Origin of the sequence: Limosilactobacillus secaliphilus (genome assembly GCF_001437055.1) — a bacterium.
In the GTDB taxonomy this organism is placed as follows: domain Bacteria; phylum Bacillota; class Bacilli; order Lactobacillales; family Lactobacillaceae; genus Limosilactobacillus; species Limosilactobacillus secaliphilus.
The window spans coordinates 127,276-152,949 of record NZ_JQBW01000006.1 but is presented as its reverse complement, the minus strand read 5'-3'; the positions used below and the strand labels follow the sequence as shown (position 1 = coordinate 152,949).

Annotated in this window: 23 protein-coding genes; 21 read left to right on the top strand and 2 right to left on the bottom strand. The window is 48.3% G+C overall.

Features of this window, described 5'->3' with window-relative positions; genetic code table 11:
- Positions 1–19 precede the first annotated feature (19 nt).
- The 16 genes from rpmB to rplS all read left to right on the top strand — a co-directional run bounded on the left by rpmB (position 20) and on the right by rplS (position 16,143).
- A complete protein-coding gene (gene rpmB, locus IV45_RS02675) occupies positions 20–208 on the top strand; it encodes a 50S ribosomal protein L28 (protein WP_057740485.1) in 189 nt (62 codons plus the stop codon).
- A 141-nt stretch (positions 209–349) separates the two neighbouring features.
- Entirely contained in the window at positions 350–712 is a 363-nt protein-coding gene (locus IV45_RS02670) for an Asp23/Gls24 family envelope stress response protein (protein WP_057740484.1), read from the top strand.
- Positions 713–734: 22 nt separating this feature from the next.
- Positions 735–2,456 carry a DAK2 domain-containing protein gene (locus IV45_RS02665; protein ID WP_057740482.1) on the top strand — a complete coding sequence of 574 codons (1,722 nt, stop codon included), beginning with the start codon at positions 735–737 and terminating at the stop codon, positions 2,454–2,456.
- A 124-nt stretch (positions 2,457–2,580) separates the two neighbouring features.
- Positions 2,581–4,611: an ATP-dependent DNA helicase RecG gene (gene recG / locus IV45_RS02660; RefSeq protein WP_057740480.1), complete on the top strand. Its 2,031-nt coding sequence runs from the start codon at positions 2,581–2,583 to the stop codon at positions 4,609–4,611.
- A gap of 18 nt (positions 4,612–4,629) precedes the next feature.
- Entirely contained in the window at positions 4,630–5,655 is a 1,026-nt protein-coding gene (gene plsX / locus IV45_RS02655; protein ID WP_057740479.1) for a phosphate acyltransferase PlsX, read from the top strand.
- Positions 5,656–5,699: 44 nt separating this feature from the next.
- The gene (acpP, locus tag IV45_RS02650; RefSeq protein WP_057740477.1) at positions 5,700–5,945 is read left to right on the top strand and encodes an acyl carrier protein; all 246 of its coding nucleotides are present in this window, start codon (positions 5,700–5,702) and stop codon (positions 5,943–5,945) included.
- 69 nt (positions 5,946–6,014) lie between these two features.
- Complete coding sequence (gene rnc, locus IV45_RS02645) at positions 6,015–6,716, top strand: ribonuclease III (protein WP_057740475.1); 702 nt, start codon at positions 6,015–6,017, stop codon at positions 6,714–6,716.
- A 15-nt stretch (positions 6,717–6,731) separates the two neighbouring features.
- The gene (smc, locus tag IV45_RS02640; RefSeq protein WP_057740474.1) at positions 6,732–10,292 is read left to right on the top strand and encodes a chromosome segregation protein SMC; all 3,561 of its coding nucleotides are present in this window, start codon (positions 6,732–6,734) and stop codon (positions 10,290–10,292) included.
- 16 nt (positions 10,293–10,308) lie between these two features.
- Complete coding sequence (gene ftsY, locus IV45_RS02635) at positions 10,309–11,766, top strand: signal recognition particle-docking protein FtsY (RefSeq protein ID WP_057740472.1); 1,458 nt, start codon at positions 10,309–10,311, stop codon at positions 11,764–11,766.
- Between the two features lie 15 nt (positions 11,767–11,781).
- Positions 11,782–12,123, top strand: coding sequence for a putative DNA-binding protein (locus tag IV45_RS07975; RefSeq protein WP_057740471.1), 342 nt, complete (start codon positions 11,782–11,784; stop codon positions 12,121–12,123).
- Positions 12,124–12,129: 6 nt separating this feature from the next.
- Positions 12,130–13,575: a signal recognition particle protein gene (gene ffh / locus IV45_RS02625; protein WP_057740470.1), complete on the top strand. Its 1,446-nt coding sequence runs from the start codon at positions 12,130–12,132 to the stop codon at positions 13,573–13,575.
- A gap of 133 nt (positions 13,576–13,708) precedes the next feature.
- Positions 13,709–13,984, top strand: coding sequence for a 30S ribosomal protein S16 (rpsP, locus tag IV45_RS02620; RefSeq protein WP_057740468.1), 276 nt, complete (start codon positions 13,709–13,711; stop codon positions 13,982–13,984).
- A gap of 12 nt (positions 13,985–13,996) precedes the next feature.
- Entirely contained in the window at positions 13,997–14,257 is a 261-nt protein-coding gene (locus IV45_RS02615; protein WP_057740722.1) for a KH domain-containing protein, read from the top strand.
- A gap of 124 nt (positions 14,258–14,381) precedes the next feature.
- Positions 14,382–14,897 (top strand): ribosome maturation factor RimM, encoded by a 516-nt coding sequence (gene rimM, locus IV45_RS02610; RefSeq protein ID WP_057740466.1) that lies wholly within the window; start codon positions 14,382–14,384, stop codon positions 14,895–14,897.
- Positions 14,897–15,664 (top strand): tRNA (guanosine(37)-N1)-methyltransferase TrmD, encoded by a 768-nt coding sequence (trmD, locus tag IV45_RS02605; RefSeq protein ID WP_057740464.1) that lies wholly within the window; start codon positions 14,897–14,899, stop codon positions 15,662–15,664. The genes rimM and trmD overlap by 1 nt, the downstream gene beginning before the upstream one ends.
- A gap of 113 nt (positions 15,665–15,777) precedes the next feature.
- Positions 15,778–16,143 (top strand): 50S ribosomal protein L19, encoded by a 366-nt coding sequence (gene rplS / locus IV45_RS02600; protein WP_057740463.1) that lies wholly within the window; start codon positions 15,778–15,780, stop codon positions 16,141–16,143.
- Between the two features lie 122 nt (positions 16,144–16,265).
- Here rplS and IV45_RS08005 read toward each other — a convergent pair whose 3' ends face one another.
- A complete protein-coding gene (locus IV45_RS08005; protein ID WP_057740461.1) occupies positions 16,266–16,469 on the bottom strand; it encodes a hypothetical protein in 204 nt (67 codons plus the stop codon).
- A 1,752-nt stretch (positions 16,470–18,221) separates the two neighbouring features.
- Here IV45_RS08005 and IV45_RS02590 point away from each other — a divergent pair.
- Genes IV45_RS02590 through IV45_RS02580 form a run of 3 tightly spaced genes read left to right on the top strand, consistent with a single transcriptional unit; the run spans position 18,222 to position 20,973 of the window.
- A complete protein-coding gene (locus IV45_RS02590; RefSeq protein WP_057740459.1) occupies positions 18,222–19,139 on the top strand; it encodes a DNA/RNA non-specific endonuclease in 918 nt (305 codons plus the stop codon).
- Positions 19,140–19,177: 38 nt separating this feature from the next.
- Positions 19,178–20,548 (top strand): RsmF rRNA methyltransferase first C-terminal domain-containing protein, encoded by a 1,371-nt coding sequence (locus tag IV45_RS02585; RefSeq protein WP_057740720.1) that lies wholly within the window; start codon positions 19,178–19,180, stop codon positions 20,546–20,548.
- A gap of 11 nt (positions 20,549–20,559) precedes the next feature.
- Positions 20,560–20,973, top strand: coding sequence for an OsmC family protein (locus IV45_RS02580; RefSeq protein WP_057740457.1), 414 nt, complete (start codon positions 20,560–20,562; stop codon positions 20,971–20,973).
- A 92-nt stretch (positions 20,974–21,065) separates the two neighbouring features.
- Here IV45_RS02580 and IV45_RS02575 read toward each other — a convergent pair whose 3' ends face one another.
- Positions 21,066–21,920: a LysR family transcriptional regulator gene (locus tag IV45_RS02575; protein ID WP_057740455.1), complete on the bottom strand. Its 855-nt coding sequence runs from the start codon at positions 21,918–21,920 to the stop codon at positions 21,066–21,068.
- A gap of 265 nt (positions 21,921–22,185) precedes the next feature.
- On the opposite strand from IV45_RS02575, the gene IV45_RS02570 reads away from it, so the two are divergent.
- Together IV45_RS02570 and IV45_RS02565 are read left to right on the top strand one after the other, a co-directional pair.
- Positions 22,186–23,106: an LCP family protein gene (locus IV45_RS02570; protein WP_235807656.1), complete on the top strand. Its 921-nt coding sequence runs from the start codon at positions 22,186–22,188 to the stop codon at positions 23,104–23,106.
- A gap of 200 nt (positions 23,107–23,306) precedes the next feature.
- Complete coding sequence (locus tag IV45_RS02565; RefSeq protein WP_057740452.1) at positions 23,307–25,583, top strand: HAD-IC family P-type ATPase; 2,277 nt, start codon at positions 23,307–23,309, stop codon at positions 25,581–25,583.
- The last annotated feature ends 91 nt before the right edge of the window (positions 25,584–25,674 follow it).

Here is a 25,674-nt window from a genome sequence, read left to right as displayed (position 1 = left end):
GAGGAGAGGAGGGTCCACCATGGCTAAGGATTTTATTACTGGCAAGAAGACTGCTTTTGGAAACAAGCGGTCCCACGCCCTTAACTCAAGTCGTCGCAGCTGGAAGCCAAATTTGCAAAAAGCAACCATTTTGGTTAACGGTAAGCCAAAGAAGGTTTACGTTTCAGCACGTACTTTGAAGTCGGGTAAAGTGACTCGGGTTAACTAAATAAAAAGTGGCTGCCCTCTGGGTGGCTTATTTTTTTATCCAGACCTTTTGAGGAAGACAATAGGTGGTGCCCGTTAGGATTTCCTATGTTAAAATGAGAGAGATTTTATCAAACATGATCATGATAAGGAGGCCATCTGCATGGCAGTGAAGATTAAAACCAATTCCGGAACCATTGATATTGCAAACGATGTAATTTCAACGGTCGTTGGCGGCGCAGCAACTGACAACTATGGCGTGGTTGGTATGGCCAGCCGTAAACCGGTCCGTGACGGTGTTAACCGCATTTTACAGCGTGACAATTACAGCAAGGGTGTAGTTGTTCGCCAGGAAAAGAATGGCATTGCTGTGGAGGTCAACATTATCGTTGGCTATGGCACCAAGATTTCCGAAGTTTCAAAGAGTGTGCAGAGTAAGGTTAAATATAATCTCGAATCCATGCTTGGCATCACGGCCAACTCCGTGAACGTCTACGTCCAGGGTGTACGGGTCATGGATGACTAATACATGCAGGAGGAAAAAAGTTTTGGCAATTACGAAAATCACAAATCTTGAATTTGGCAAAATGGTCCAAGCGGCTTCCAGCCGGTTAAGTCAGCAAGCTGAATTTATTAACTCGCTGAACGTCTTCCCGGTTCCTGATGGTGATACTGGAACCAACATGACATCAACTATCCAGAGTGGTGCCAAGTATGAACGTAACGAAACGAGTACCAACGTTGGCGACCTGGCCCAGGCATTTGCAAAGGGGCTTTTGATGGGCGCCCGTGGGAACTCTGGGGTGATCTTATCCCAAATCTTCCGTGGCTTTGCAAAGGCCGCTGAGGGACATAAAGAATTAACGTCGGCTGACTTTGTGGACGCTTATGCTAACGGCGCCAAGACGGCCTACAAGACGGTGATGAAGCCGACTGAAGGGACGATCTTGACGGTTGTGCGTGAATCCGCCCAGGCCGGTCTGAATAAGATCAAGGAAACCGATGATTTGGTTGAAATTATGCACACCATCTCAACGGCGGCTCAAGAATCACTGAAGAAGACCCCTGACTTGCTGCCGGTTTTGAAGCAGGTCGGCGTGGTTGACTCCGGTGGTCAAGGCTTGGTCTTTGTGCTGGAAGCTTTTGATGACGCATTGAGCGGCAAGGAGATCAGCAAGGCTGACTACAAGCCGGACCAAGCGGAAGTTGATCAAATGGTTCATGCAATGGATCATGAAAGCGTCCAAGGCAAACTGGATCCTAAAGACATCAAGTACACTTACTGTACCCAGATGTTGGTCCGGATTGGCAAGGGTAAGCAGGTTAAGCAGAAGTTTGATTACGACACCTTCTACAATTACCTGGCTAAACTTGGCGACAGCTTGCTGGTCTTAAACGACGATTCAGTAGTACGGGTCCACGTCCACACTGAACACCCAGGCAAGGTTTTGTCATGGGGTCAAGAATTTGGTGACTTGCAGACGATCGAAATCCACAACATGGTTTGGCAACAAGAAGAAATCATGGAAAAGGATGAAGAAAGCGGCGAGACACCAGCAGAAGCAAGTCAGAATCCGGTAGAGGAGAAGCCTGCACAAGCTGCTGCTCCTGCTCCTGAAACGGCAGTGATTGCGGTAGCCAGCGGTGCCGGAATCGAAAAACTGTTGAAGAGCTTGGGTGTCACCCAAATTATTCAGGGTGGTCAGACGATGAACCCAAGCATTGCCGACCTTGCTAATGCCATTAAGGCTAGCGGCGCAAAGCAAGCACTGCTTCTGCCAAACAACGGCAACATCTTTATGGCTGCTGACCAGGCCGCTAATGTTGCTGACATCCCAGTCGCCGTGGTTCACACTAAATCGGTTCCGCAGGCCATTTCTTCGTTGATGGACTACAATCCGGAAGAAGACATCAAGGCCAACCAACAGGCCATGGAATCCGTACTTGATACGGTAAAGAGTGGTCAGTTGACGAAAGCCATCCGGGATAGTTCAATCGATGGCAAGGAAATTAAAGAAGGCCAATACATGGGCATCGTTGACGGTAAGATTGTTGCCAATGATGACGAACTTGATGCGACTGCACAGTCGATGGTTAAACAGATGCTGGACGACGAAAGCAGCGTTGTGACTATCCTCTATGGTGCAGATGGCGACGAGAAGTATGCTCATCAATTAGCCAAAGAAATCAGCAAGATGGATGATGAATTAGACGTTGAAGTCTATGAAGGCGATCAACCAGTCTATCCTTACCTGGTTTCGGTTGAATAATCATTCTTATTAACAAAAGTTCACGGGCTGTGGTTACGATCACGGCCCGTTTTTTGACATCGCGAGAAGATCGCAAGAATGTTAAAATGGACATTGTGAATATTGAGCAAGGGAGGGAAGTCTGATGAAAAGTTTGCAAGACCCAGTGGCCAAACTGACGGGTGTCGGTGCGAAAACCGCGGATGCCCTAGCCACTTTGGAAATCAACACAATTGGCGACCTGTTGACCTACTTTCCTTCCCGCTATGATGACTTTGCCCCGACCAACCTTGAGCAGGCCGCTGACAAACAGAAAGTGACGGTCCATGGCACGATCATTTCCGAGCCTTTGTTGACGCGGTTTGGTTACCACCGTAATCGTCTGGCATTCCGTTTGACGGCTGGTCATGGTGTGGTCAATGTGGTTTACTTCAACCAACCCTACTTGAAGAAGCAGGCGGTCTTGAATGCGGATGTCACAGTTCTGGGAACTTGGAACCGTGGTCGCCAGGAGATCATGGGGGCCAAGCTGGTGAGTGCGAATAATGAGCAGTCAATGGGGGCCATCTACCCCGTCAACAAGCATGTGCGGCAAGCAACGTTACGGAAGCTAATCAAACAAGCCTTCAACAAGTATAGCGACGTGATTGCCACCTTGTTGCCCATTCACCTGCGCCAACAGTATCAGTTGTTGGATCGCAAGACGATGATTCATGACATGCATTTTCCAAAAGATGGGGCGGCAGCCAAGGCAGCACGCCGGACTGCGGCTTATGAAGAGTTTTTCCTCTTTCAGCTCCGCCTGCAGGCCATTCGTCTGGCACACCGTCAAGAAGATGGCAATCGAATCTTGTACAACAATTCAGAACTCAGGGACTTCATCAAGACTATCCCCTTTGAGCTGACGCATGCCCAGAAGCGGGTTGTCAATGAGATTTGTCGTGACCTGCGCAGTCCTTATCAAATGAACCGCCTGTTGCAAGGTGACGTGGGCTCCGGAAAGACGATCGTAGCCGCGATTGCCATCTATGCGACGATCATTGCCGGTTATCAAGCGGCTCTGATGGCGCCAACTGAAATTCTGGCTAACCAGCATGCGACCAAGCTGGCCAAAATATTTGCCGGCACCCATGTTCATGTTGGCCTGTTGACCGGTTCCATGACCGCTAAGGAACACCGTCTGTTTCTGGAAAAGGTGGCGTCAGGAGAGATCAACCTGATCATCGGAACGCATGCTTTGATTCAGGATCCGGTTCATTTTGCCAACCTCGGCCTGGCAATTATCGACGAGCAGCACCGATTTGGGGTTCAACAACGCCAGCTTTTGCGGGAAAAGGGCAAGTCACCCGATGTGTTGGCCATGACCGCGACCCCAATTCCACGGACCTTGGCAATTACCAGTTACGGGGAAATGGATGTTTCGGTCATTGATGAAATGCCGCAGGGCCGGCTGCCGGTCAAGACCACCTGGTTGAAATCCGATCAGTCCGAACAAGCATTAATGTTCTTAAAGAATCAATTGGCTCAAGGTGCTCAAGCATACGTTGTTTCGCCGTTGATTGAACAGTCGGAAAAGTTGGATGTCCAAAACGCGACCGACCTCTATGAGCGCTATGCCCAGTATTTTGAACCCCAATACAAAGTGGGGCTTTTGCACGGGCGTATGGACGCAGACGAGAAGGGACAAGCCATGCGGTCGTTTGCGGATGGCAAGATCGACGTTTTGGTGGCCACGACCGTGATCGAAGTGGGGGTCGATAACCCCAATGCCACGGTCATGCTGATTTATGACGCCGATCGCTTCGGCCTGGCTCAGCTGCACCAGTTGCGTGGCCGGGTTGGTCGTGGCGACAAGCAAAGCTACTGTCTGCTCGTTGCGGACCCTAAGACGGAAGAGGGGGTCGCACGCATGAAGACGATGGTGGCCACAACGGATGGCTTTGTGGTCGCCCAAAAAGACTTGGAACTGCGTGGTTCAGGTGATATCCTGGGCAAAAAGCAGTCCGGGGTTCCAGACTTCAAAGTCGGCGATCCGATTGCTGATCTTAAAATGCTGCAGGTGGCTCGGTCGGATGCAGAAAACCTTCTGAAAACGCCTGACTGGGACAAGAAAGATGAGAACCAGCCCCTGGTCCTTTACCTGCAGCGGCATGAACTAAGTACACACTTTGATTAAACGAAATGAGGGAAGAGTATGAAAATTGCTGTTGATGCAATGGGTGGCGACAATGCTCCCCAAGCAATCGTTCAAGGAGTTGAGCAAGCGCGCGACCGTTTTAAGGACATCGAATTTCTCCTTTATGGTGATCCGGAACAGGTCAAGCCGTTGGTGCACAATGACGAACGGATCAGCTTGGTGAAGACCACCGAAACGATCTCGATGGGCGAAGAACCGGTACGGGCAATTCGCCACAAGAAGGATTCGTCAATCGTGCGGGCCGCAATGGCGGTAAAGAAGGGCGAAGCGGATGCCTTTTTCTCTGCTGGTAATACTGGTGCGGTCTTGGCTGCCGGTATTTTCATTGTTGGTCGCATCAAGGGGATTGATCGTCCTGGGCTGACCAGTGTGTTGCCAATCACCCAGCCCGGCTCTAAGCGGCATGGTTTTGTTTACCTTGACTCGGGTGCCAATGCCGAAAGCAAGGAGAAGAATTTATTGCAGTTCGCCCACCTGGGTCGCTTCTATGCCGAAAACGTCTTGGGAGTTGACCATCCGCGGGTCGCACTGTTAAACAACGGTGCCGAAGCCGATAAGGGTGATACTCTGCATAAGGAAGTTCACGCTCAACTGGCTCAACAAAAAGATCTGAATTTCGTCGGCAACGTCGAGAGTGGGGACCTCCTGTTTGGCAAGGCCGATGTGGTGGTTTCTGATGGTTGGACTGCTAATGCGGCCTTGAAGGCTACTGAAGGAACTGCCAAGATGTTTCTCACCCTTATTAAGGACGGCATCATGAATGGCGGCTTGCGAGCTAAACTTGGTTATCTGCTTTTGAAGCCGGTCTTTCACCATATCGGCCACCTGATGTCAACGTCCACGTATGGCGGGGCAGTCCTCCTGGGATTGAATGCGCCAGTCGTTAAGACGCATGGTGCCTCCGATGCCAAGGCGGTTGATAAGACCATTGAACAGATCCACGAAATGATCAATTCACATGTGATTGAAAAGACGGTTGCATACTTTAAACCTAAAAACGTGGACAATGACCAAAAAAACTAATAAAATAAGAACGTTAGCTTAAACAACTGTAAGAGGTAATAGCGATGGAGAAGAAAGAAATCTTTGATAAAGTATCAGCTATCGTGGCTGATCATTTCGATATTGATCGGGCAAAGATTACCGATGATTTAAATTTGAAGACGGATCTAGACGCTGACTCGATTGATTTTGTTGAATTCGTGCTGGAGGTTGAAGATGCCTTCGGGGCGACCATCGATGATGATGAAGCTGAAAAATTAAGCACTATTGGTGAAGTGGTTGATTACATCTACGATCACCAAGCCAAATAACTGGCATACAATTACGAGCCGCGATGAAGCATTCTTCGTCAGCGGCTTTTTTTCGGAAAGGAAAGGTAAATGATTAGCGAGTTACAAGCATATCTGAAGAAAGAATACGGCATTGAATTCAAGGATCCTTCACTCTTAGCCGAGGCCTTCACCCAGGCTTCCTACGTCAATGAGCACCCGAACCAGGGCCTGAAATTCTACGAACGGATTGAATTCTTAGGTGACGCTGTTTTGCAGCTATTCGTTTCTGAGTATATTTATAAACGCTATCCACAACTGCCTCAGGGAAAGTTAACCCGTCTGCGGGCAGCAATGGTTTGTGAGGATAGTTTTTCTAAATTTGCTAAGGAATGTCATTTTGACCAGTACATCCGTTTAGGTCGCGGTGAAGAAATGGCCGGTGCCCGTCAACGTCCGGGTTTACTCTGCGACATCTTTGAATCCTTTATCGGTGCGCTCTACTTGGACCAAGGCCGTGATGCGGTGGAGAAGTTCATTCACCGGGTCATCTTCCCTAAGCTAGACATGGGTTGGTTTGACCATGCAGTGGACGCTAAGACCAGTCTGCAGGAATTCTTGCAGCGTGACGGCGATGTGGACATCGAATACCACTTGTTGGCAGAAACGGGCTCCGAAAACGCCCCCGTATTCAAGGTCAACGTCAGCGCCAATGGTAAAGTGATTGGAATGGGCAGCGGCAGTTCGAAGAAACATGCCGAAATGGCCGCCGCCAAAGCCGCATTAACGACTTTGCGGAAACAGAAAAAATAAGATGGTGAGTGTTGAATGCGATTATTGTCATTAGAAATCGATGGTTTTAAATCATTTGCCCATAAGACAGTGATAAAGTTCCAGCCAGGGATGACTGGGATAATCGGTCCCAATGGCAGTGGGAAAAGTAACATTATCGAAGCCATCCGCTGGGTGATGGGTGAACAATCGGCCAAGACGCTGCGGGGCGGCAAGATGGTCGACGTGATCTTCAACGGCTCCAAGGACCACCACCCGCTAAACCGGGCATTGGTCAAGATCACATTGGATAACAGTGACCATTACCTGCAAAGCGACTTTTCTGAAATCACCGTCACACGCAAACTTTATCGTAATGGCGACAGTGAGTACTTGATCAATGATCGGCAAGTGCGTTTGAAAGACGTTGTCGACTTGTTTATGGATTCCGGCATCGGCCGAGAATCGTTCTCCATCATTTCCCAAGGGCGGGTGGCAGCCGTCTTCAACGGTCAACCATCTGATCGTCGTCAAATCATTGAAACGGTGGCGGGCGTTGCCAAATACAAGGCCAACAAGCAGACGGCGCAAAAGCGGTTAGCTGATACCACCGATAACCTGAACCGGGTCAACGATATCATTGCGGACCTGAAAGAAAGAATTGGCCCCTTAGAGGAACAGTCGTCATTGGCCCAAGATTACTTGGAACAGAAAAAGCGGCTGGATCAATTTGACCGGACGAAAACCGTTCGGGACGTGATCAGTCACCGTCAAGCACTCGATCAACTAAAGCAAGAATTGACTGCCTCACAGAAGATGGCCGAAGACTACCAGAAAAAGGCGGATGCCAGCAAACAACGCGTTGCCCAGTTGCAAGCCCAAAATGACCAATTGAGTCGTGATAAGGATGAGCAACAGCAGCTGGTCACCGCTAAGGTCGAAGAAATTGCGGCCTTAAAGAATCAGCAGTCGTTGGCCACTGTTCGTCACCAACAATGGGAAAAGGAATGCCAGCGCTTAAAAGACGAAGCAGCCGCACTTAAGCAGCAGTTAACTAGCGAAAACGCTGAATTAACGGCGGCCAAGAAGCAGTTGGCAGCTCAGCGTGATCAGCAGACAAAACTCAAGCAGGATTTGCAAGACCTGCAGTCGATGGGGACCAAGGAACGCGCCCAAAAACTAAACCAGCAGCTGGAAGATTTGCAGGGGCAGCAGGTCGACTTGATGCAACAGCTGACCAGCATCCACAACCAGAAGACCTTTATCCAGCAGACCCATGACCGGGCTCAAAACCAGGCCTCCCAAAGCAAAGAGGAGCTGAACCAGCGTCAGCAATTGCTGAACAAGCAGGAAAAAGATCTTGCAGAGCAAACGCAGTCATTGTCGACTTCGACGAGTAAGCTGAATGACTTGCAAGCACGACTGCAGAAGGAACAGGGACAAGCCCAGCAACTGGCCGGATCCTACCAACAACAGCAAAAGAATTGGTATCAGGCGTTAGGTAATGCCGAGTCGGTCAAGCGCCAATTGCAAAACTTCAAAGCCATGATGGCCGATTACACCGGTTATTATGGCGGGGTGGCCCACGTTTTGAAGCAGCGGCAACAGTTTCCCGGCCTGTTGGGACCCGTCAGCGAGTTGATCGATGTGCCAACGCAATACACGCAGGCCTTTGAAACGGTGCTGGGGAGCCAGTTGCAACAGCTGGTTGTTAGGACCCAACGCGATGGGCAGGAAATTATCCACTATCTGATGAAAACCCGTGATGGTCGGGCAACGATCCTGCCGCTGAACACGTTGCGGGGCGGCTTTCGACCACGGACCCTCAGCCAGGTACGGAATCTGCCCGGCTTCTGTGGTTGGGCGCCGTCGTTGATTAAATATGACTCATCGATTCAGGTGGTGATCGACCACTTATTGGCTAACACGGTCGTCGCTGACAACTTGCAGCACGCGACGGTTATCGCTAACGAAGGTCGGCACCAATTACGGGTTGTCACCCTGGATGGTCAACTGATCAACGCCAGTGGTGCCATGACCGGTGGGGCCAGCCATCAGAAGCGGATCGGTCTTTTAAGCCAGCAGCAACGTGAACAGGCATTGACGGCTGAGTTGCGTCAGAATCAGCAAACGGCCAGTCAACTGGAAGAAAAGGTCAGTCAATTAAAGCAGGCCGCGGATGCCAGTCAACAGGCCTTTCAGCAGCTGCAGCATCAGTATCAGCAACAACGGTCGGCTAACAGTCAATTGCAGGCTACGGTTAAACTGGGGCAAAGTCGTTTACAAGAATTGAAACGGCAGGTCCAGGCCTTGACCTTTGCCACCAACCAGGCCAGTGATGAGGACTATGCGGCCAAGTTGAAGCAGAATGCTAACGATGAGCAGGCTGCCAATCAGAAACTGAGTGACTTGAAGACGCAAAGTGTAGCGGTTAAGCAGCAGCTAGATCAGTTAACCGAAGATACTTCGGCCAAGCAAGACCAACAGCACGAATTGGAGCGGCAACTGGCCATTGTTAGTGAACGGTTGAAGCAATACCAAGACAACGTCAAGCGCCTGCAGGACCGGTGTCAAGATTTGCAATCCCAATTGGCGGCCAATCAAAAGACCCAGGATGACCTGGCACAGGATAACGCAGATCGGGAGGGCCAGCAGACCGACCGTAAGCAGGAATTAGCCACTGCCCAGGCAAAGTTGAGTGCTGCAAAGGAAGCCATTCAGAGTCTGGATCAGGAACTGAAAACTGCGCGTGATGACATGCAACAAGCCAGTGCAGAAAACGAACGCCTGCAGGAACTCGAAAAGGCAGCCTTGAACGATCTGTCGAAGCACAATGACCAGAAAGGCCGGCTGGAAGCACAGATTGACAACGGCCTGAACCGCTTAAGTGAACGCTACAGCATGACCCTGGATGAGGCCAAGATCGATCAGAGTGATTTGCCGGATAGCGAACTGAACCGGCAGATCAAGCTGCTGCATCGTGGCTTGGCCGACCTGGGTGATGTTAACCTGGGTTCCATCGAAGAATACAAGCAGGTCTCGCAGCGTTATGACTTCCTGACTGGTCAGCAAAACGACCTCTTATCAGCCAAGGAACAGCTGGAGAAGACGATGGCCGAAATGGACCAGCAGGTGAAGGACCGCTTCATGGACGCATATCACAAGGTGTCGCAGTCATTTAGCACCACCTTTGAGCAGATCTTTGCTGGCGGCCAGGCAAAATTGGTCTTGACCGAACCAGATCAGCCGTTGACTACTGGGGTCGAGATTATGGCCCAACCACCGGGCAAGAAGAACCAGCAATTGAGCCTGTTATCAGGTGGTGAAAAGGCCTTGACCGCGATCGCATTGTTGTTCGCGATCTTGAAAGTGCGGCCGGTACCGTTTGCCATCCTTGACGAACCCGAAGCCGCATTGGATGATGTCAATGTGGATCGATTTGCCAACTATCTGGATAAGTTTGGCAACAGTGGCCCACAGTTCATCGTGATCACCCACCGGAAAGGGACCATGCGCAATGCGGACGTCCTTTACGGGGTAACCATGCAGGAGTCAGGCATTTCTCGAGTAGTCTCGGTGGATGTCAAAAAGGCTCTGGAATCAGAAAAAGAACAATAAAGACGGAGGTTGAACAATGGGATTATTTGATATTTTCCGCCGTAAGAAAAAGTCGGAGGCCGCTAGTTCGGCCAGCGAAAAGCCTGTTGAATCTACTGAATCGCAAGCAGCTAGCAGTGTCACGAGTGCTGAATCTGCTAGTGTTGCCCAGCCTGCTGAATCAACTGCCAGTGAAACAACCAGTTCCAGTGCAGCAGTGAGCCAAAGTGCATCATCAAGCTCAGTGGCGTCGGCAAGTACTGAGCCGGAAGCATCCGCAAGCGCCAGTCAAGCCGACACTAGTGAAGCAAACAGTGCCGCTGAGTCAACAGCAACCGAAAGCGCCAATAGTGAAAACAATGAGGCCAGTTCAGCTGCTCAAGCTGAATCGGCGGCTGCTTCAGAAGAATCCGCGGTCAGTGCTGAGGCAAGTGAGTCTGCTGAATCGACTAGTGAAGCTGATGAAGCTGAAGCGGCCAGTGTAGCAGCCAATAGCGAAGCTCCTACTTCCAGCAGTGCCAAAAGCGAGGAGGCACAGCAGAGTGAAGAGCCAAAGCAGACCGAAGAGGAACGTTATGATCGGGGACTGGAGAAGTCACGAACCGGCTTTGGTGCCCGGTTGAACCGTTTCTTAGCCAACTTCCGCCACGTTGACGAAGACTTCTTTGATGATCTGGAAGATTTGATGATCGAGTCTGATGTTGGCTACGACATGGCAATGAAGCTCAGCGACTCCTTGCAGGAAGAAGTTAAGCTGCAAAATGCCAAGAGCAAGCAGGAAGTTTCCAACGTGATCATCGAAAAGATGGTTTCTTTATATGAAGAAGCTGGCAACGGTGAGAACAACGAAATTAACTACGCCAAGAGTGGCCCAACGGTGATCATGTTTGTCGGTGTCAACGGTGCCGGCAAGACGACCACCATTGGTAAGCTGGCCGCCCGTTACAAGCGTCAGGGCAAGAAAGTTTTGCTTGCGGCTGCTGACACGTTCCGGGCGGGTGCCGTTGAACAGCTGGATGTCTGGGCAAAACGTGACGGGGTCGATATTGTTACCGGCCCAGAAAACGGCGACCCAGCGGCAGTAGTCTTTGATGGTGTTAAGAAGGCCAAGGCAGAGAATTACGACTTCTTGCTCGTTGATACTGCCGGGCGGCTGCAGAATAAGGTCAACCTGATGAACGAGTTGGCCAAGATGAAGCGGATTCTGTCACGTGAGATTCCAGACGCACCGCACGAAGTCTTGCTGGTTCTGGACGCCACGACTGGTCAGAATGCGCTGACCCAGGCCAAGATGTTCAAGGAAAGTACCGACGTCACCGGGATTGTGTTGACCAAGCTCGACGGGACTGCCCGGGGCGGCATCGTACTGGCAATCCGTAATGAACTGCACCTACCAGTTAAATTGGTGGGCTTGGGTGAACATGTCGATGACTTAGCTGACTTCGACGCTAGCGAGTTTGTCTATGGGCTCTTCAAGGGCTTAGTCAATGAATAATAAGCAGGTGGTCGCATGGAACTAGCCAAAAATGAACGTGTGAATGCTCTCCTGGAGTTCTATCAGCCCCTCTTGACCGATAAGCAGGAGGAATATATTGAACTCTACTATGCGGATGATTATTCGCTGGGAGAAATCGCTGAGAACTTTGCCGTGTCACGACAGGCAGTTTATGATAATATCAAACGCACAGTGAAGGCGCTTGAAGACTACGAACAGAAGCTGCATTTGTACCGCGACTTTGTTAAGCGTAATGAGCAAGCGGACCAGATTAAGCAGTATGTGCAAGATCATTACCCGGATGACCAATACTTGAATAAGCTGGTTAACGGGATGGAAACGTTGGAAGAGGAGTAAAGATTCATGGCATTTGAAGGACTAACCGAACGCCTGCAGAAGGCGATGGAAAAATTACGCCGCAAACCGAAAGTGACGGAGGAAGACCTGCGTGAAACAATGCGGGAAATCCGGATGGCCCTCTTGGAAGCCGACGTCAACTTCAAGGTTGTCAAGGACTTCGTAAAGACCGTTCGTCAAAAGGCGGCAGGGGCCGAAGTGCTTAAGGGCCTGAACCCGGCACAGCAAATCGTCAAGATCGTTGATGAACAATTGACCGAATTGATGGGTCAGGAAGCTGTCCCGTTGAACAAAGCCGACCATATTCCGACTGTCATCATGATGGTTGGGCTGCAAGGTGCCGGTAAAACGACCACTGCCGGGAAACTGGCCAAGCGCCTGAAAGAGGAGCAGCATGCCCGCCCACTGTTCATCGCCGCCGATGTTTACCGGCCAGCCGCCATTACTCAACTGCAACAGGTGGCGGATTCCATCGATGTACCAGTCTTCCAAAAGGGGACGGATGAAAACCCTGTTCAGATCGTCAAAGAAGGGTTAGCCAAGGCCCACGAAGACAAGAACGATTACGTCATCATCGATACCGCTGGTCGTCTGCAAATCGATGAAACATTGATGAATGAGTTGGCCCAAATCAAAGAGCTGGCCCACCCAGATGAAATCCTGCTGGTTGTTGATGCGATGACTGGTCAAAACGCAGTCAACACTGCCCAGGGCTTTGATGACAAACTGGATATTACTGGTGTTGTTCTGACCAAGCTGGATGGTGACACCCGTGGTGGTGCTGCCATGTCAATTCGGGCCGTTACTGGCAAGCCGATCAAGTTTGTCGGTGAAGGTGAAAAGATGTCTGACTTGGACGTCTTCCACCCTGACCGGATGGCTTCCCGGATCTTGGGCATGGGTGACATGCTGACCTTGATTGAAAAGGCCCAGAAGAACGTTGACGAAGAACAGGCCCAAGAAGCAATGGACAAGATGCGGGCCAACGAATTCGACTACAATGACTTTGTTGCCCAGTTGGATCAAGTCACAAAGATGGGCCCAATGGAAAACATCATGAAGATGATCCCGGGCATGGCCAATAATCCGGCCTTGAAGAACATGCACATGGATCCCAAGACCTTTGTCCACATTAAGGCCATCATTCAGTCGATGACACCGGCCGAGCGGGAAGACCCTGACTTGATGAGTCCGAGTCGCCGCCGTCGTTTAGCAGCCGGTTCTGGACGCCCGATTGTGGAAGTCAACCGGATGATCAAGCAGTTCAACCAGATGCGCAAGATGATGAAGCAGATCACTAACGGTAACTTTGGTGCCATGCAGAACATGATGGGTGGCGCCATGCCGGGTGGCAAGATGGGGCAGATGGCAATGAACCGGATGGCCCGGAAGATGAAGAAGGATAAGATGAAGCGGATCAAGAAGCTGCGTCGATTGCGCCGTAAACACTAGAATGCGCTATTGTAATGGGCAGTTAACTGCTTTTTGAAAAATGCTGAAGACTGTCAAGAAAAATCCCTTTACATTCATTTGAAAACTTGTTATATTATTAGCTGTTAGAAATAAATTCAAGGAGGTGTCATTGATGTCAGTTAAGATTCGTTTGAAGCGGATGGGCTCTAAGCGGCGCCCATTCTACCGGATCGTGGTTGCCGACTCACGTTCACCACGTGATGGCCGTTTTATCACTAGTCTTGGTTACTACAACCCATTGACTACTCCAAAGCAGATTAAGTTCGACGAAGACGCTGTGATGGATTGGTTGCAAAAAGGTGCACAGCCTTCTGATACTGTTCGCAACATGCTGCAAAAGGCTGGTGTGATGAAGAAGTATCACGAAGCTAAGTACGCTAAGAAGTAGTGGATGATGGTCATGTTGACAACAGATTTTCCAAAACTCATCGAGACTTTGGTGAAGCCTTTAGTACGTTATCCAGACCGGGTAAACGTCACTAAGCGCGACAGCAATCGTTATCATGAGTATGTTCTCGATGTTGATCCTGCTGATGTCGGTCGGGTAATTGGTCGGCAGGGGCACGTAGCCAGCGCGTTACGCACGGTGGTTGAAGGTGCACGTAATAAGCGGGTAAATGACAAAAAGATCAGGTTAGTCATTAATGATCACCGCCATTAAAACAAAAAGGACCGGCACGTCTGCCGATCCTTTTTAATTTGCCCATAGTTAATCAACTGAGCGTAACTAATCCACAATGTTATAATTTGCACGACACGAAAATGCTAGAAGGGGATGAGCCATTATGGAAAAGAATCACTATTACCATGTGGGTAGGATTGTCAACACGCATGGGATTCGTGGCGAAGTAAAGGTGGTCTCGATCACTGACTTTGCCGATGAGCGTTTCAAGCAGGGTGCTTCACTGATGATTGAAAAGGGTGATCAACTGGTTCCAGTCACCGTGGAACAAGCCCGGCCGCATAAGGGCATGCAGCTGCTGAAGTTTGCCGAATACGACAACATTAATGACGTTGAACCATTCCGCAATTGTTTCTTATCAGTCGCTGAGGATCAGCAGCAGCCACTTGAGGATGGTGCTTATTATTACCACCAGATCATTGGCCTGCAGGTTGAAACTACTGATGGCCGTCCTTTAGGCAAGATCAAGGAGATTATGGCTCCCGGAGCAAATGACGTCTGGGTTGTTGAACGACCAAATAAAAAGGACCTCCTGTTACCGGTCATCAAGGATGTCATCAAAAAGGTCGACTTGGATGAGCAAAAGGTCATTGTTGAATTAATGGAGGGTCTTGAATAATGCGGATTGATATTCTCAGTCTCTTCCCTGATATGTTTAAGGCGACCATGGGTGAATCAATGGTTGGCCATGCGCAGGAAAATGGCTTTATCGATATTAATGTTACTGATTTTCGTCAGTACACGACTGATAAGCACAATCATGTTGATGACGCACCCTTTGGCGGTGGTGCCGGCATGCTGCTGCAAGCCCAGCCAATTTTTGATGCCATGGACGCGGTGCAAAAACAGGCCAAAGAAGCCCATTATGAACCAGGTCGGGTAATTTTGATGGATCCGGCTGGCCGCCGCTTTGACCAAGCCTATGCCAAAGAACTGGCCCAAGAGGAGCACTTGACGTTTATCTGTGGTCACTACGAAGGCTATGACGAGCGGATTCGTCACCTGGTGACCGACGAGGCTTCCTTAGGCGACTATGTACTGACTGGCGGTGAATTGGCGGCAATGGTGATGATCGATGCCACCGTGCGCTTCGTTCCTGGTGTGTTGGGTAATCAAGCGTCCCCAATGGGCGATTCCTTCTCCAACGGCTTATTGGAATATCCTCAATACACAAGGCCGGCTGACTTCCGGGGGATGAAGGTGCCTGAAGTTCTGACGAGCGGCAACCACCAGAAGATCAAGGAATGGCGGATGCGGGAGTCGTTAAAGCGGACTTTAGAGCGCCGTCCCGACCTTTTGAAGACCGCCCCGTTGAACCGTGAGCAGCAGATCATGTTGCAGGACCTGAAACTTGATATGGAAGAAAAGGATGATGAGGACAATTAAGGCTTGAGTGCCCTTATTATCTGTGGTATATTTATTTATGGCTGTTTAGCCGCATAAACGATATTCCGCTGTCCCGAGGGAAGAATGAATGTCGGAGAAAGGAAAGAATAGTTATGCGTCAAAATCAATTGATTGAAAAGATCACTGCTAGCCAATTACGTGACGACATTCCGGACTTCCGCGCCGGTGACACCGTTCGGGTACACGCACTGATCGTCGAAGGTTCACGTGAACGTGTTCAATTATTCGAAGGGGTAGTTATCAAGCGTCACGGTTCCGGTATCTCTGCTACCTACACTGTTCGTAAGATTAGTAACGGTGTTGGTGTTGAACGTACCTTCCCAGTAAACTCACCACGGGTTGAAAAGATCGACGTTATCCGTCATGGTCGTGTTCGTCGTGCAAAGCTGTACTACCTGCGTGCACGTACTGGTAAGGCTACTCGTATCGCTGAAAAGCGCCGCGACGCCGACAAGTAAGACGACTGAAAGAATCCTTGATATACAAGGGTTCTTTTTTTTGTTTACGCGATAAAAATTTGCTAAATAAAAAGAGGCAACCTTTCTCTTTGAATGTAATTATTGTCAGATTATTGTCAAAATTACAATTCATCGAGTTTTGCTACCTCTTTTTCTATTGCCTTTTGGGTGACATGTAAATATATCTGTTGAGTTATTTTGCTGTTTTCATGGCCAACGCGTTTTTGAATTACGTATAGAGGAACGCCAAGCTCATCTCGTTCCAGAAACTTATTTTCAATTTTCCTTGAACTGATGGTCTTATAATCCACTTTCACCTTATCCATTGGATTTTCTTTAATATGGCGTTCTCAGCTGCTTATCCTATAACTTCATGAAAAAATACTTATATTTGGATGCGCAGGCGTCAGGTATACTTCGTTCACTATACATTAAGTTCTCAATTAATTTGGACATTATCCGTGGAGTAATTCGTTCAACTAGAACGTTATCACATAATTCCGCTAAAAGATTCGCCGCATTGTTTGATAATTATAGTAAGTTGCATTTCGATACTTTTTACGTACATGGAGCATAATTTCTTCTAGTAGCGTATGCAAAGAAACACCATGGACAATTTTTCCGTTCTCTGAGTCACTTAATATCTTATTGTTAAGGATAATCCTTACAGTGAACCCCATAGTTGGATTATTTTGTCCAACTATAAGGTTCACTTCAAAGGGGACTTTTTTGCGTTATACTAAAAGAGCGCCCAGTTTAAACTGAGCGCTGATAAAACTATTTAAGGCAATGCTTAAGTAGCCATGCAATTAAGTGTTTTATGTGCTTACTAGACACAATCAATAAGATTATGCACAAATGGTGCATTGGAGTCACCTCCAAACACACACTAACATTGAAAGGAGCTACCTTTCAGCGTGCTTTTGTATTGTAACATAGATGTTATATGCTATAATACAGGTGTCAATAAGATTATGCCGGCGTGCAAAATGATTTCAAGTTAGCTACTTGTTGTCGAACCGGTTAGGGCGCTTAATAGGCGCTCTTTTTTTGTACCTGAAATTATACGTAATAGGGGCATGTATAGCTATTTGTAAATGATTTTCTCCCTATTAATTTGTTGTCACTTCATTGTCAGTTGTATGCAATATACATGAACTAATCATGATGACAAATAATAATTTCTGCGTTAGCTTTATGGCGTTGCCAAGGCGCTGACCCCACCGTGAGATATTCACAGAAATATTAAGCAACTCAGAGCACGTACTGGTAAGGCTACCCGTATCGCTGAAAAGCGCCGCGACGCCGACAAGTAAGCAGAGCCTTAGAGTAACAGGAAATTTAAACGTTTCTTGTTTAACAAAAGATAAGTCATCAAGCAGATACTTGATGGCTTATTTTTTTGTTTGAAATATCAATTCACGAGATAAAAGGTTACAGGTTATCGTTGTCTTCTATACATTAATAAGGTATGTTGATAGATGTAATCAAGGGAAGGAATTTGCTACTCCTGAAATTGGTTACAGCGTTCCGGAAGTGAATCCCTGAATCCGGAAAGGGGATGATCTGATGGATAATAAAGATCTCCGGAAAGAGAGGCTGCAAAGTTATCGCACTGACGATATTGTTATTGTCGGTAGCGGCGATCAACTTCGCTAAAGCTTACGCGATAATAAAAAAAGCTAATCGCAAATAGCGGTTAGCAGGTTAGCTTGTTATTTCCGGAACGCAAAGGGACGAGAGCTCACACCTCTTGTCCTTTTGCATTTCTAGTATATCATATTAGCTTTTGAAGATCGAAGTTTATAGTTGTTGAGACTGAAAAGCAGGCTAAGTAGAATGCCCAAATCATCCAAAAACTAAGATACGAATTTTGATTTAAGTTAACGACTCTATTACCGTATACCACCATTAAATGAATCATACGCCATTATCAAACACATGATCGTAAGTTATCCGCGTATTTTTTTAAATTTTCATCACGCTGCTAAAAATTAGGCAAAAATCAGGCGAATCATTTGGGCGACAGCGGGTTGGTGGCTAAAATAATGATAATTACGACAAATAGGTGATGAAATTTGCGCAAGTTTTTTAAGCAATTGTTATTGCTCGTTGTGGGGATGACAATTGGTGTTGGCCTGCTCGTTGCCGATCACTATTACAATCAAGAGCAGGAAGCAAATCAGTTAATTAAAAAAGAATCACGTCCTGACAGCCAGGTGGGCGGATTAACTGCCCAGCAGAAGTTGCAGTTAGCTAACCATACCTATCAACCTGGCGAGGGAGTGATCATTTATGTCAATAATGGTCGCTCAAGTTTAAACCCGAAATCATGGCGGAAGAACCAGGTGCTTTACGGACCGCTGGATGCTCAAGGACGGACCTCAGCCGGAAATACGGCCTTTTTGGAACGACGCAACCATGCGGACACCAATCTGCGGACGGATCAGTCGGTGCAGCCAGCTGGTTGGCACCATAATAGTGATGGTCAACTAGTCTACAACCGTGGCCACTTGATTGCCTATTCATTGACTGCGGGGATTAATCCTCAAACTGGTCAATACAGCGCGGGTGTTGTCGGCGATCAAGACAATCCACGAAATCTATTTACGGAGACGGACTTTGTCAACCAGGAAATCCAAACCATCTATGAGACCAAAGTTCGCCATGCCATTGAACATGGGCAAAAAGTAATCTACCAAGCGACACCGATTTTTCGGGGTAACGAACTAGTGCCGCGTGGGATCAACCTGCAGGCAATTTCAACGGATGGCCGGCTGAACTTTAACGTTTACCTGCAAAACGTGGAGCCGGGTGTCGTTATCAACTATCGTGACGGTAGCTACTACTTTGATTCGACGATGGCAGTTCCCGTTCCGCCCAACGCTGAGCCGGCCGAAGATAGCAAAGCGAACAACGAAGGACAGTTTCATTTCTATGGACATTATCCGCGGCCAATTGCACGGGCTCCACGCCACTATTATCGAGCATGGTAAAATAAGAAAAAGCATAAAAGGAGTTGTGATTGACAGTGATTAAACTGCCAGACACGTTTATCAAAAAATATCGTCAACTCATGGGTGACGAAGCCGATGATTTCTTAGCAGCGCTGCAAGGGGACAGTTATAGTGGCTTTCGGATCAATCCCTTGAAGAATGGCCGTCCCACACAGACTCTGGAAAAGGCCGCTGGACCGGTACCAGGTGTGGCCACTGGCTTTTATGGGTCGGTCGATGGCAAATCTTTGGATCATGTCACCGGCTGGGTTTACAGTCAAGAACCATCCGCAATGCAGGTGGGTGAAGTTGTCGACCCGCAACCAGGTGAAAAAGTCTTGGACCTCTGTGCGGCTCCAGGCGGCAAGAGTACCCACTTAATTGGCAAGATGCATGACCAAGGCTTGTTAGTGGCTAACGAGATTTTTACCAAGCGTGCTCGCGTCCTTGCCAGCAACTTGGAACGCTGGGGCACGGCGAACACGGTTGTGGCCAACGAAGAGCCGCAAAAATTGGTTCCCAAGTTTGCCGGCTTTTTTGACCGGATTCTAGTTGATGCTCCATGTTCTGGTGAAGGGATGTTTCGTAAGGATCCGCAGGCCATCAGCTACTGGAATCCAGATTATCCGAGCGAATGTGCCAATCGTCAACGCAAGATTTTGGCTTCGGCAATGCAGATGCTGAAACCGGGTGGCGTCCTGGTTTATTCCACCTGTACGTTTGCTCCAGAAGAAGATGAGCAAAACATGGCCTGGCTGTTGAAAGAGTATCCAGACTTGCGCATGCTGCCGATCCCGCTAGTTGACGGAATGGATCATGCACGGCCAGAGTGGGCGGATAACAATCCGGAATTGGCCAAGGCTGTTCGTTTATTCCCTCACCACTTCAAAGGGGAAGGCCATTTCATCGCTAAGCTGCAATTGTCAACGGCGGCTGCGACAACACGGCCAAAGCGCAAGAAAAAGAAGCGTCGTGGGCAGGAGCCATGGCAGGTCAGTCGCGACGAGCAACAACTGTTCAAGCAGTGGCAGACAAAAAACGTACCTGACTTTGCTGAACGGCGGCTCGTCAAATTTGGCGACCAGCTGTATGCCTTGCCTGACCAGATGATTGACTTAAGTGGTCTTGACCTGATTTCCCCAGGGCTGCACTTGGGGACCTTTAAGAAGAAGCGGTTTGAACCAGCTTTGGCCTGGGCTTTGACGTTGACCTCGAGTGAAGTTAAACGTCAGATTGAATTGACGCCAGATCAATGGCGGCAATATGTCCATGGTGATGTCGTGAATGTCAGTGATTCGTTTGCTGGCAACGGTTGGTACTTGCTGACTTGTGAAGGCCACAGCTGCGGTTGGGGCAAGCTGGTCAACCACACAATTAAGAATTTCTTCCCGAAAGGATTACGTTTCTAGGAGGTGTTGTTATGTCAGAATACAAAGTAACAACTTGCTTGGGTGATTCCGAATGGGCAATCAAAAATCAAGCGCGTGAGCATACCTTTATGTGTGACACAATCAAGAGCGATGGTCAGGAGACTGGTCCGAACCCAGTTGAATACTTGACGGGAGCGGTGAATTCTTGTGTCACGATGTCGGCGGGAATGGTAATTAAGTCGCATCAGTTGGCAATTAAGAACTTCCATTTGACAACCTCGGCCACGACAAAGGATTTAGGCCACAGCCAATCCATTGTCACGAAAATGCACCTGCAAGTGGCGATGGACACCGACCTGTCAAAGGAGGAACAGCAGTCCTTTGTCGACCACGTTCTCGCCGTTTCAACGGTCTACCAAACGGTTGCTAAGGCGGTAGCGATGACTGTGACGATTGCCGAATAAAAGTTGATCGACTAGAGTTATTTCAAATAAAAGTTTAGATATAAGATACGGGCTTCAGCAGCTGGCATTGTCAGCATGGTGAGGCCCGTTTTTCAATCTGAAAAGGCAGCGATGAAACGTTTTAGGAGGGGACTCTCGTTTTTATTTGGCGACCAAGCGAGGACTAGCTTTGTTTGCCAAGCTGGGTAGTTGATCGTTTTGATCGTCTGCTTTGAGTAGAGATGGGCAACCCGTTCAGGAACAATGGCGACCCCCATTCCTTGATCTGCCCAATTAATGGCTGTTCGCGCATCGTCGCATTTAACGGCATAAAATGGGCGGATCCCATGACGGGCAAAACTATCATTGAGTAATGACTCGAAGCGCCGATAAATGATTAGCGGCACTTGACTGAGCTCTTTTAGTGTGACGCCCTCGTTTAAAGAATAAAATTTGCTATTGAAGACTGCGGTCATTTGGTCACTGGCCAGATTCTTCGTGTTCAGCCCCTGTTGGTTAAAGGGTGTTCGGATGATTGCCAAATCCAAGAGCCCATTTTTCAGTTGTTTGAGCAACTTGAAAGTGTTGGCATCCGTAACTTGGAAGCTAACATTTGGGTAGTAGGTCGTGAATTGGTGAATTGAGGGACTGTTGAGTTGTGGTGCAGCAGAAGAAATAATACCAATTTTTAAGCTGCCCATTGTGCCGTCATTAGTCCGGGTTAATTCCTCTTTGGCCTGTAAGTTCAACCGTTCTATTTTTGCGGCATAGTGACGAAAGCTTTCACCCGCAGCTGTCAGTTCCAGACCATGCGGCTTACGGATGAACAACTTGGTGCCTAATTCCTTTTCAAGTTGCTTGATTTGGTAGGAAAGTGGCGGCTGTTCCATATATAAAAGTTTAGCCGCTGACGTAATCTGGTGTTCAGACGCCACGACTAAGAAGTAATGAATCTGTTTCATATTCATGTTAATCACCACTGATATATAAAAAGTTTATATCATGTATTATAAAACGGTATTTTATTTTTGGCTGAGCTTTTCTTAAACTAGTTTATAAACATCGAATCAGTTGAAAGAAGGGCAATTCATAATGAATATTCGTCAGCGGCCAAAACACGCACAAGCAAGGAAACATCATCTCTCGCTTCGCTTATTAATGTTGCTCCTTGGGCTAGCTTTTCTGGGTTTTGCATTTCATGAGTTTCAAGCGTTTCATTCAACGGCTAAATCGGTGGATGTCAGTCATGAACAGTCATTGCCCCGGCGTTTGAAAGAAAAACGGCCCTTTAGCGTATTAGTGATGGGGACTGATGTTGGAGCGCTAGGCCGTGGCACTAGTTATGCCGGCAATACCGACACGATGGAACTTTTGACCGTAAATCCGCAGCAGCAAAAGGTTTTGATGGTGGCGATCCCACGTGACACGCTCGTCAAAGTACACAGCAAACACGGCGATAAATATGTCAAAATCAACGCAGCCTATGCGATTGGCGGACCGTCCATGGCAAAGAAACAGGTCTCTGAGTTGCTCGGCGTGCCCGTCAATTACTATGCCCTAGTGAATATGGGCGCTCTAAAAAGGGTGGTCAACGCGGTTGGCGGTGTCGATGTCGACAATCCGTTTGCTTTTACTTATGAAGGCCACCACTTTAAGAAGGGTCGTCAACATTTAAATGGCAACGAAGCACTAAAATACAGCCGGATGCGTTATGACGATCCCAACAATGATTATGGGCGTCAAAAGCGTGGCCAGCAGGTGATCAATTCGGTCTTATTATCATTGAAAAAGCGTAGTTCAATTACAGTCGCCAATCAGGTCCTGGCGGCCGCTAAAGATGGTGTCCGCACTGACATGCCCATCAGCCATCCGCTGCCAATTTACCTCAAGTACCGGGTGGCAATGAATCATGTTAACCGGGACCACTTGCAGGGAAAGGATGCGTTGATACAAGGGGTCAGTTTTCAAATTGCGACGCCGCATGAAATGAATCGTGTGTCGCGTGAAGTGCGAATGGCGTTAGGGTTGAATCCGCAGCATGTATCGAATAACGAAAGCCGGATGTATCACCAACAGACTAGCTGGGACGGGTATCGTGAATTGAATTTCCAACTGCCGCACCAGGCCCGCTACAACGTTTATCAGCAAGAATAGGAATTAATGAGCCTTGTTCCTCTTCAAAAGTGTCGAGACTCTAGCAACGATTTTGTCGATTGCTGGAGTCTTTTTTAGTCTGGCCATTGTTTAACTAAAAACGTGATATCTAATTATTAAATATCACAGACTAGAATTATGTATTTTATTTACTAAGAGTTGCATGTTACCTTAGCCCTAGTAGATGAAGGAGGAAGACCATGGATAAAGAATATAGCGGCCTCACACAAGAGGAAGTTGATCAAAAAATCAAAGAGCAAGGGTTAAACGAGGTTCCGGAACCACAATTTAACTTTGTACAGGAGTTTCTTTCCAAGTTATGGAACCTGTCTGCTTGGATTCTAGAAGCAACGATTATTCTGGAATGTGTCCTGGGTAAGTGGGTTCAATCATTGTTTGTTCTCGCCATGCTCCTATTTGCCGCTTGGAATGGTGCTGCCAAAAAGAAGCAATCACGGCGGGTGTTGAACAATATTTCGCATCAATTGACGCCAACGGTTGCCGTTAAGCGTGACCACCACTGGACTAAGGTAAATTCAAAGTACATTGTGGTTGGCGACCTTGTAAGTTTGCAGCGTGGTGATGTCTTGGCTGCCGACGTTAAAATAGTTGACGGTGAGATCGCAGTTGATGAAAGCTCAATTACCGGTGAATCAAAGGCGGTCAAGAAGCATCGGGATGACAGTGCCTATGCTGGAACGACGGTCGTTGAAGGATCCGGACTGGCGGTGGTTTGTGCCACTGGATCAGCTTCACGGTCTGGTAAGACGATTAATCTGATTAACAATTCGGCGGCGCCAGGCCACTTACAGCAATTACTGACCAAGATCATCTATTACCTGTGCCTGCTTGACGGGGTGTTGACTTTGGTAATCATCGTTGCTTCGTTCTTTAAGGGCGGCACATTAAACACCTTCATTGAAATGCTCCCATTCTTGGGCATGATGTTCATCGCCTCCATACCAGTGGCGATGCCGTCAACTTTTGCCTTATCAAACTCCTTTGAAGCGACACGGCTGAGTAAGGAGGGCGTTTTAACCGCTGACTTAACAGGGATTCAAGATGCAGCGAACCTTAACCTGCTGCTTTTGGATAAAACGGGGACCATTACCGAAAATAAGACGGCAGTGGCTTCCTTTACCAACACTAGTGATCAAGATGATACAGCAATTTTGACCCTGGTGAGTGCGGCTACTGACCGGCGCAACCCAGGCATCATCGATCGTGCCGTAGATGAGTACATAAATTCTCAGGGGATCACTCCCTTAGCCGCCGAATCATTCACGCCCTTCACCTCTGACACAGGCTATTCCATGGCGGATGTGAAAGGCCACAATGTTAAATTAGGATCGTTCAAGCAGTTATCACTGATTGACCCCAACGCTGATAATGTCGTAACACAAATTGATTTTCAGGCCGGTCGTTCAGTGGCGGCCTTAGTTGATGATCAATTGGCAGGCGTCTTTATTTTGCAGGATCAGGTGCGGCCCGATTCCAAAGCTGCCCTGCAGGAATTTAAGCGCCGTGGCGTACGGCCAATCATGTTGACTGGTGACAACCAACGGACTGCCGCGGCGGTGGCCAAGACCGTTGACTTGAATGGTGAGGTCATTTCAATTCATGACTTTGACGACCAGACGGATATTGATAACCTTGCCGGCATTGCGGACGTTTTGCCAGAGGATAAACTCAAGATGGTCAAATTCTTCCAAAAGAAGGGCTACATCGTTGGTATGACTGGCGATGGGGTCAATGATTCTCCGGCCCTGAAGCAAGCCGAAGTCGGGATTGCCGTTTCCAACGCTGCCGATGTTGCCAAGAAATCTGGTAAGATGGTGCTCTTGGATGACGGGTTGACGTCTATCGTTAAGATTTTGGACGCTGGCCACCGCGTCTATCAACGAATGACGACGTGGTCATTGACGAAACTGTCCCGAACCGCCGAATTGACCATGCTCCTAACTTTGGGCTACCTCTTCTTTGGCTACCTGCCAATGGCCCTGAATGCGATGGTTATCTACACAATCATGAACAACATGGTGACGATGATGATCGGGACCGACCGTGTCGAAATTTCTCAGCACCCCGAAGATTGGGATATGGCCAAATTGGCTAAAATTGCCTTTTCCTTGGCAGCTGGTTGGACGGTGATTGGTTTTGCTGGTGTTGCCTACCTGAATACCCACGGCTGGTCACATGGTACGATTTCGACAATGGTTTATGTCTTCCTAGTGTTAAGTGCGATGTTGATTGTTTTGATTACCAGAACCAAGCGCTTCTTCTGGCAGGACTACCCGGCTAAGTTAGTGGCCTTAGTTCAAATTGCGGATGTTCTGATCACCTTTGTCTTAGCATTAGCTGGGATTGCGATGACCAAAATCAACCTGCAAAACCTGCTCTTAACCGTCGTAGGTGCCCTAGTAGCTGCCGTGATTATTGACCTGTTCTATCAACCCTTGATGGGGAAGAAGCAGTGATTCAAGTTATTAAAAATAAAAGCACCTGACAACTGTTATGCGTTAACAATTGTCAGGTGTTTATTTCTATATTTGATTGGGCCAGTGAATT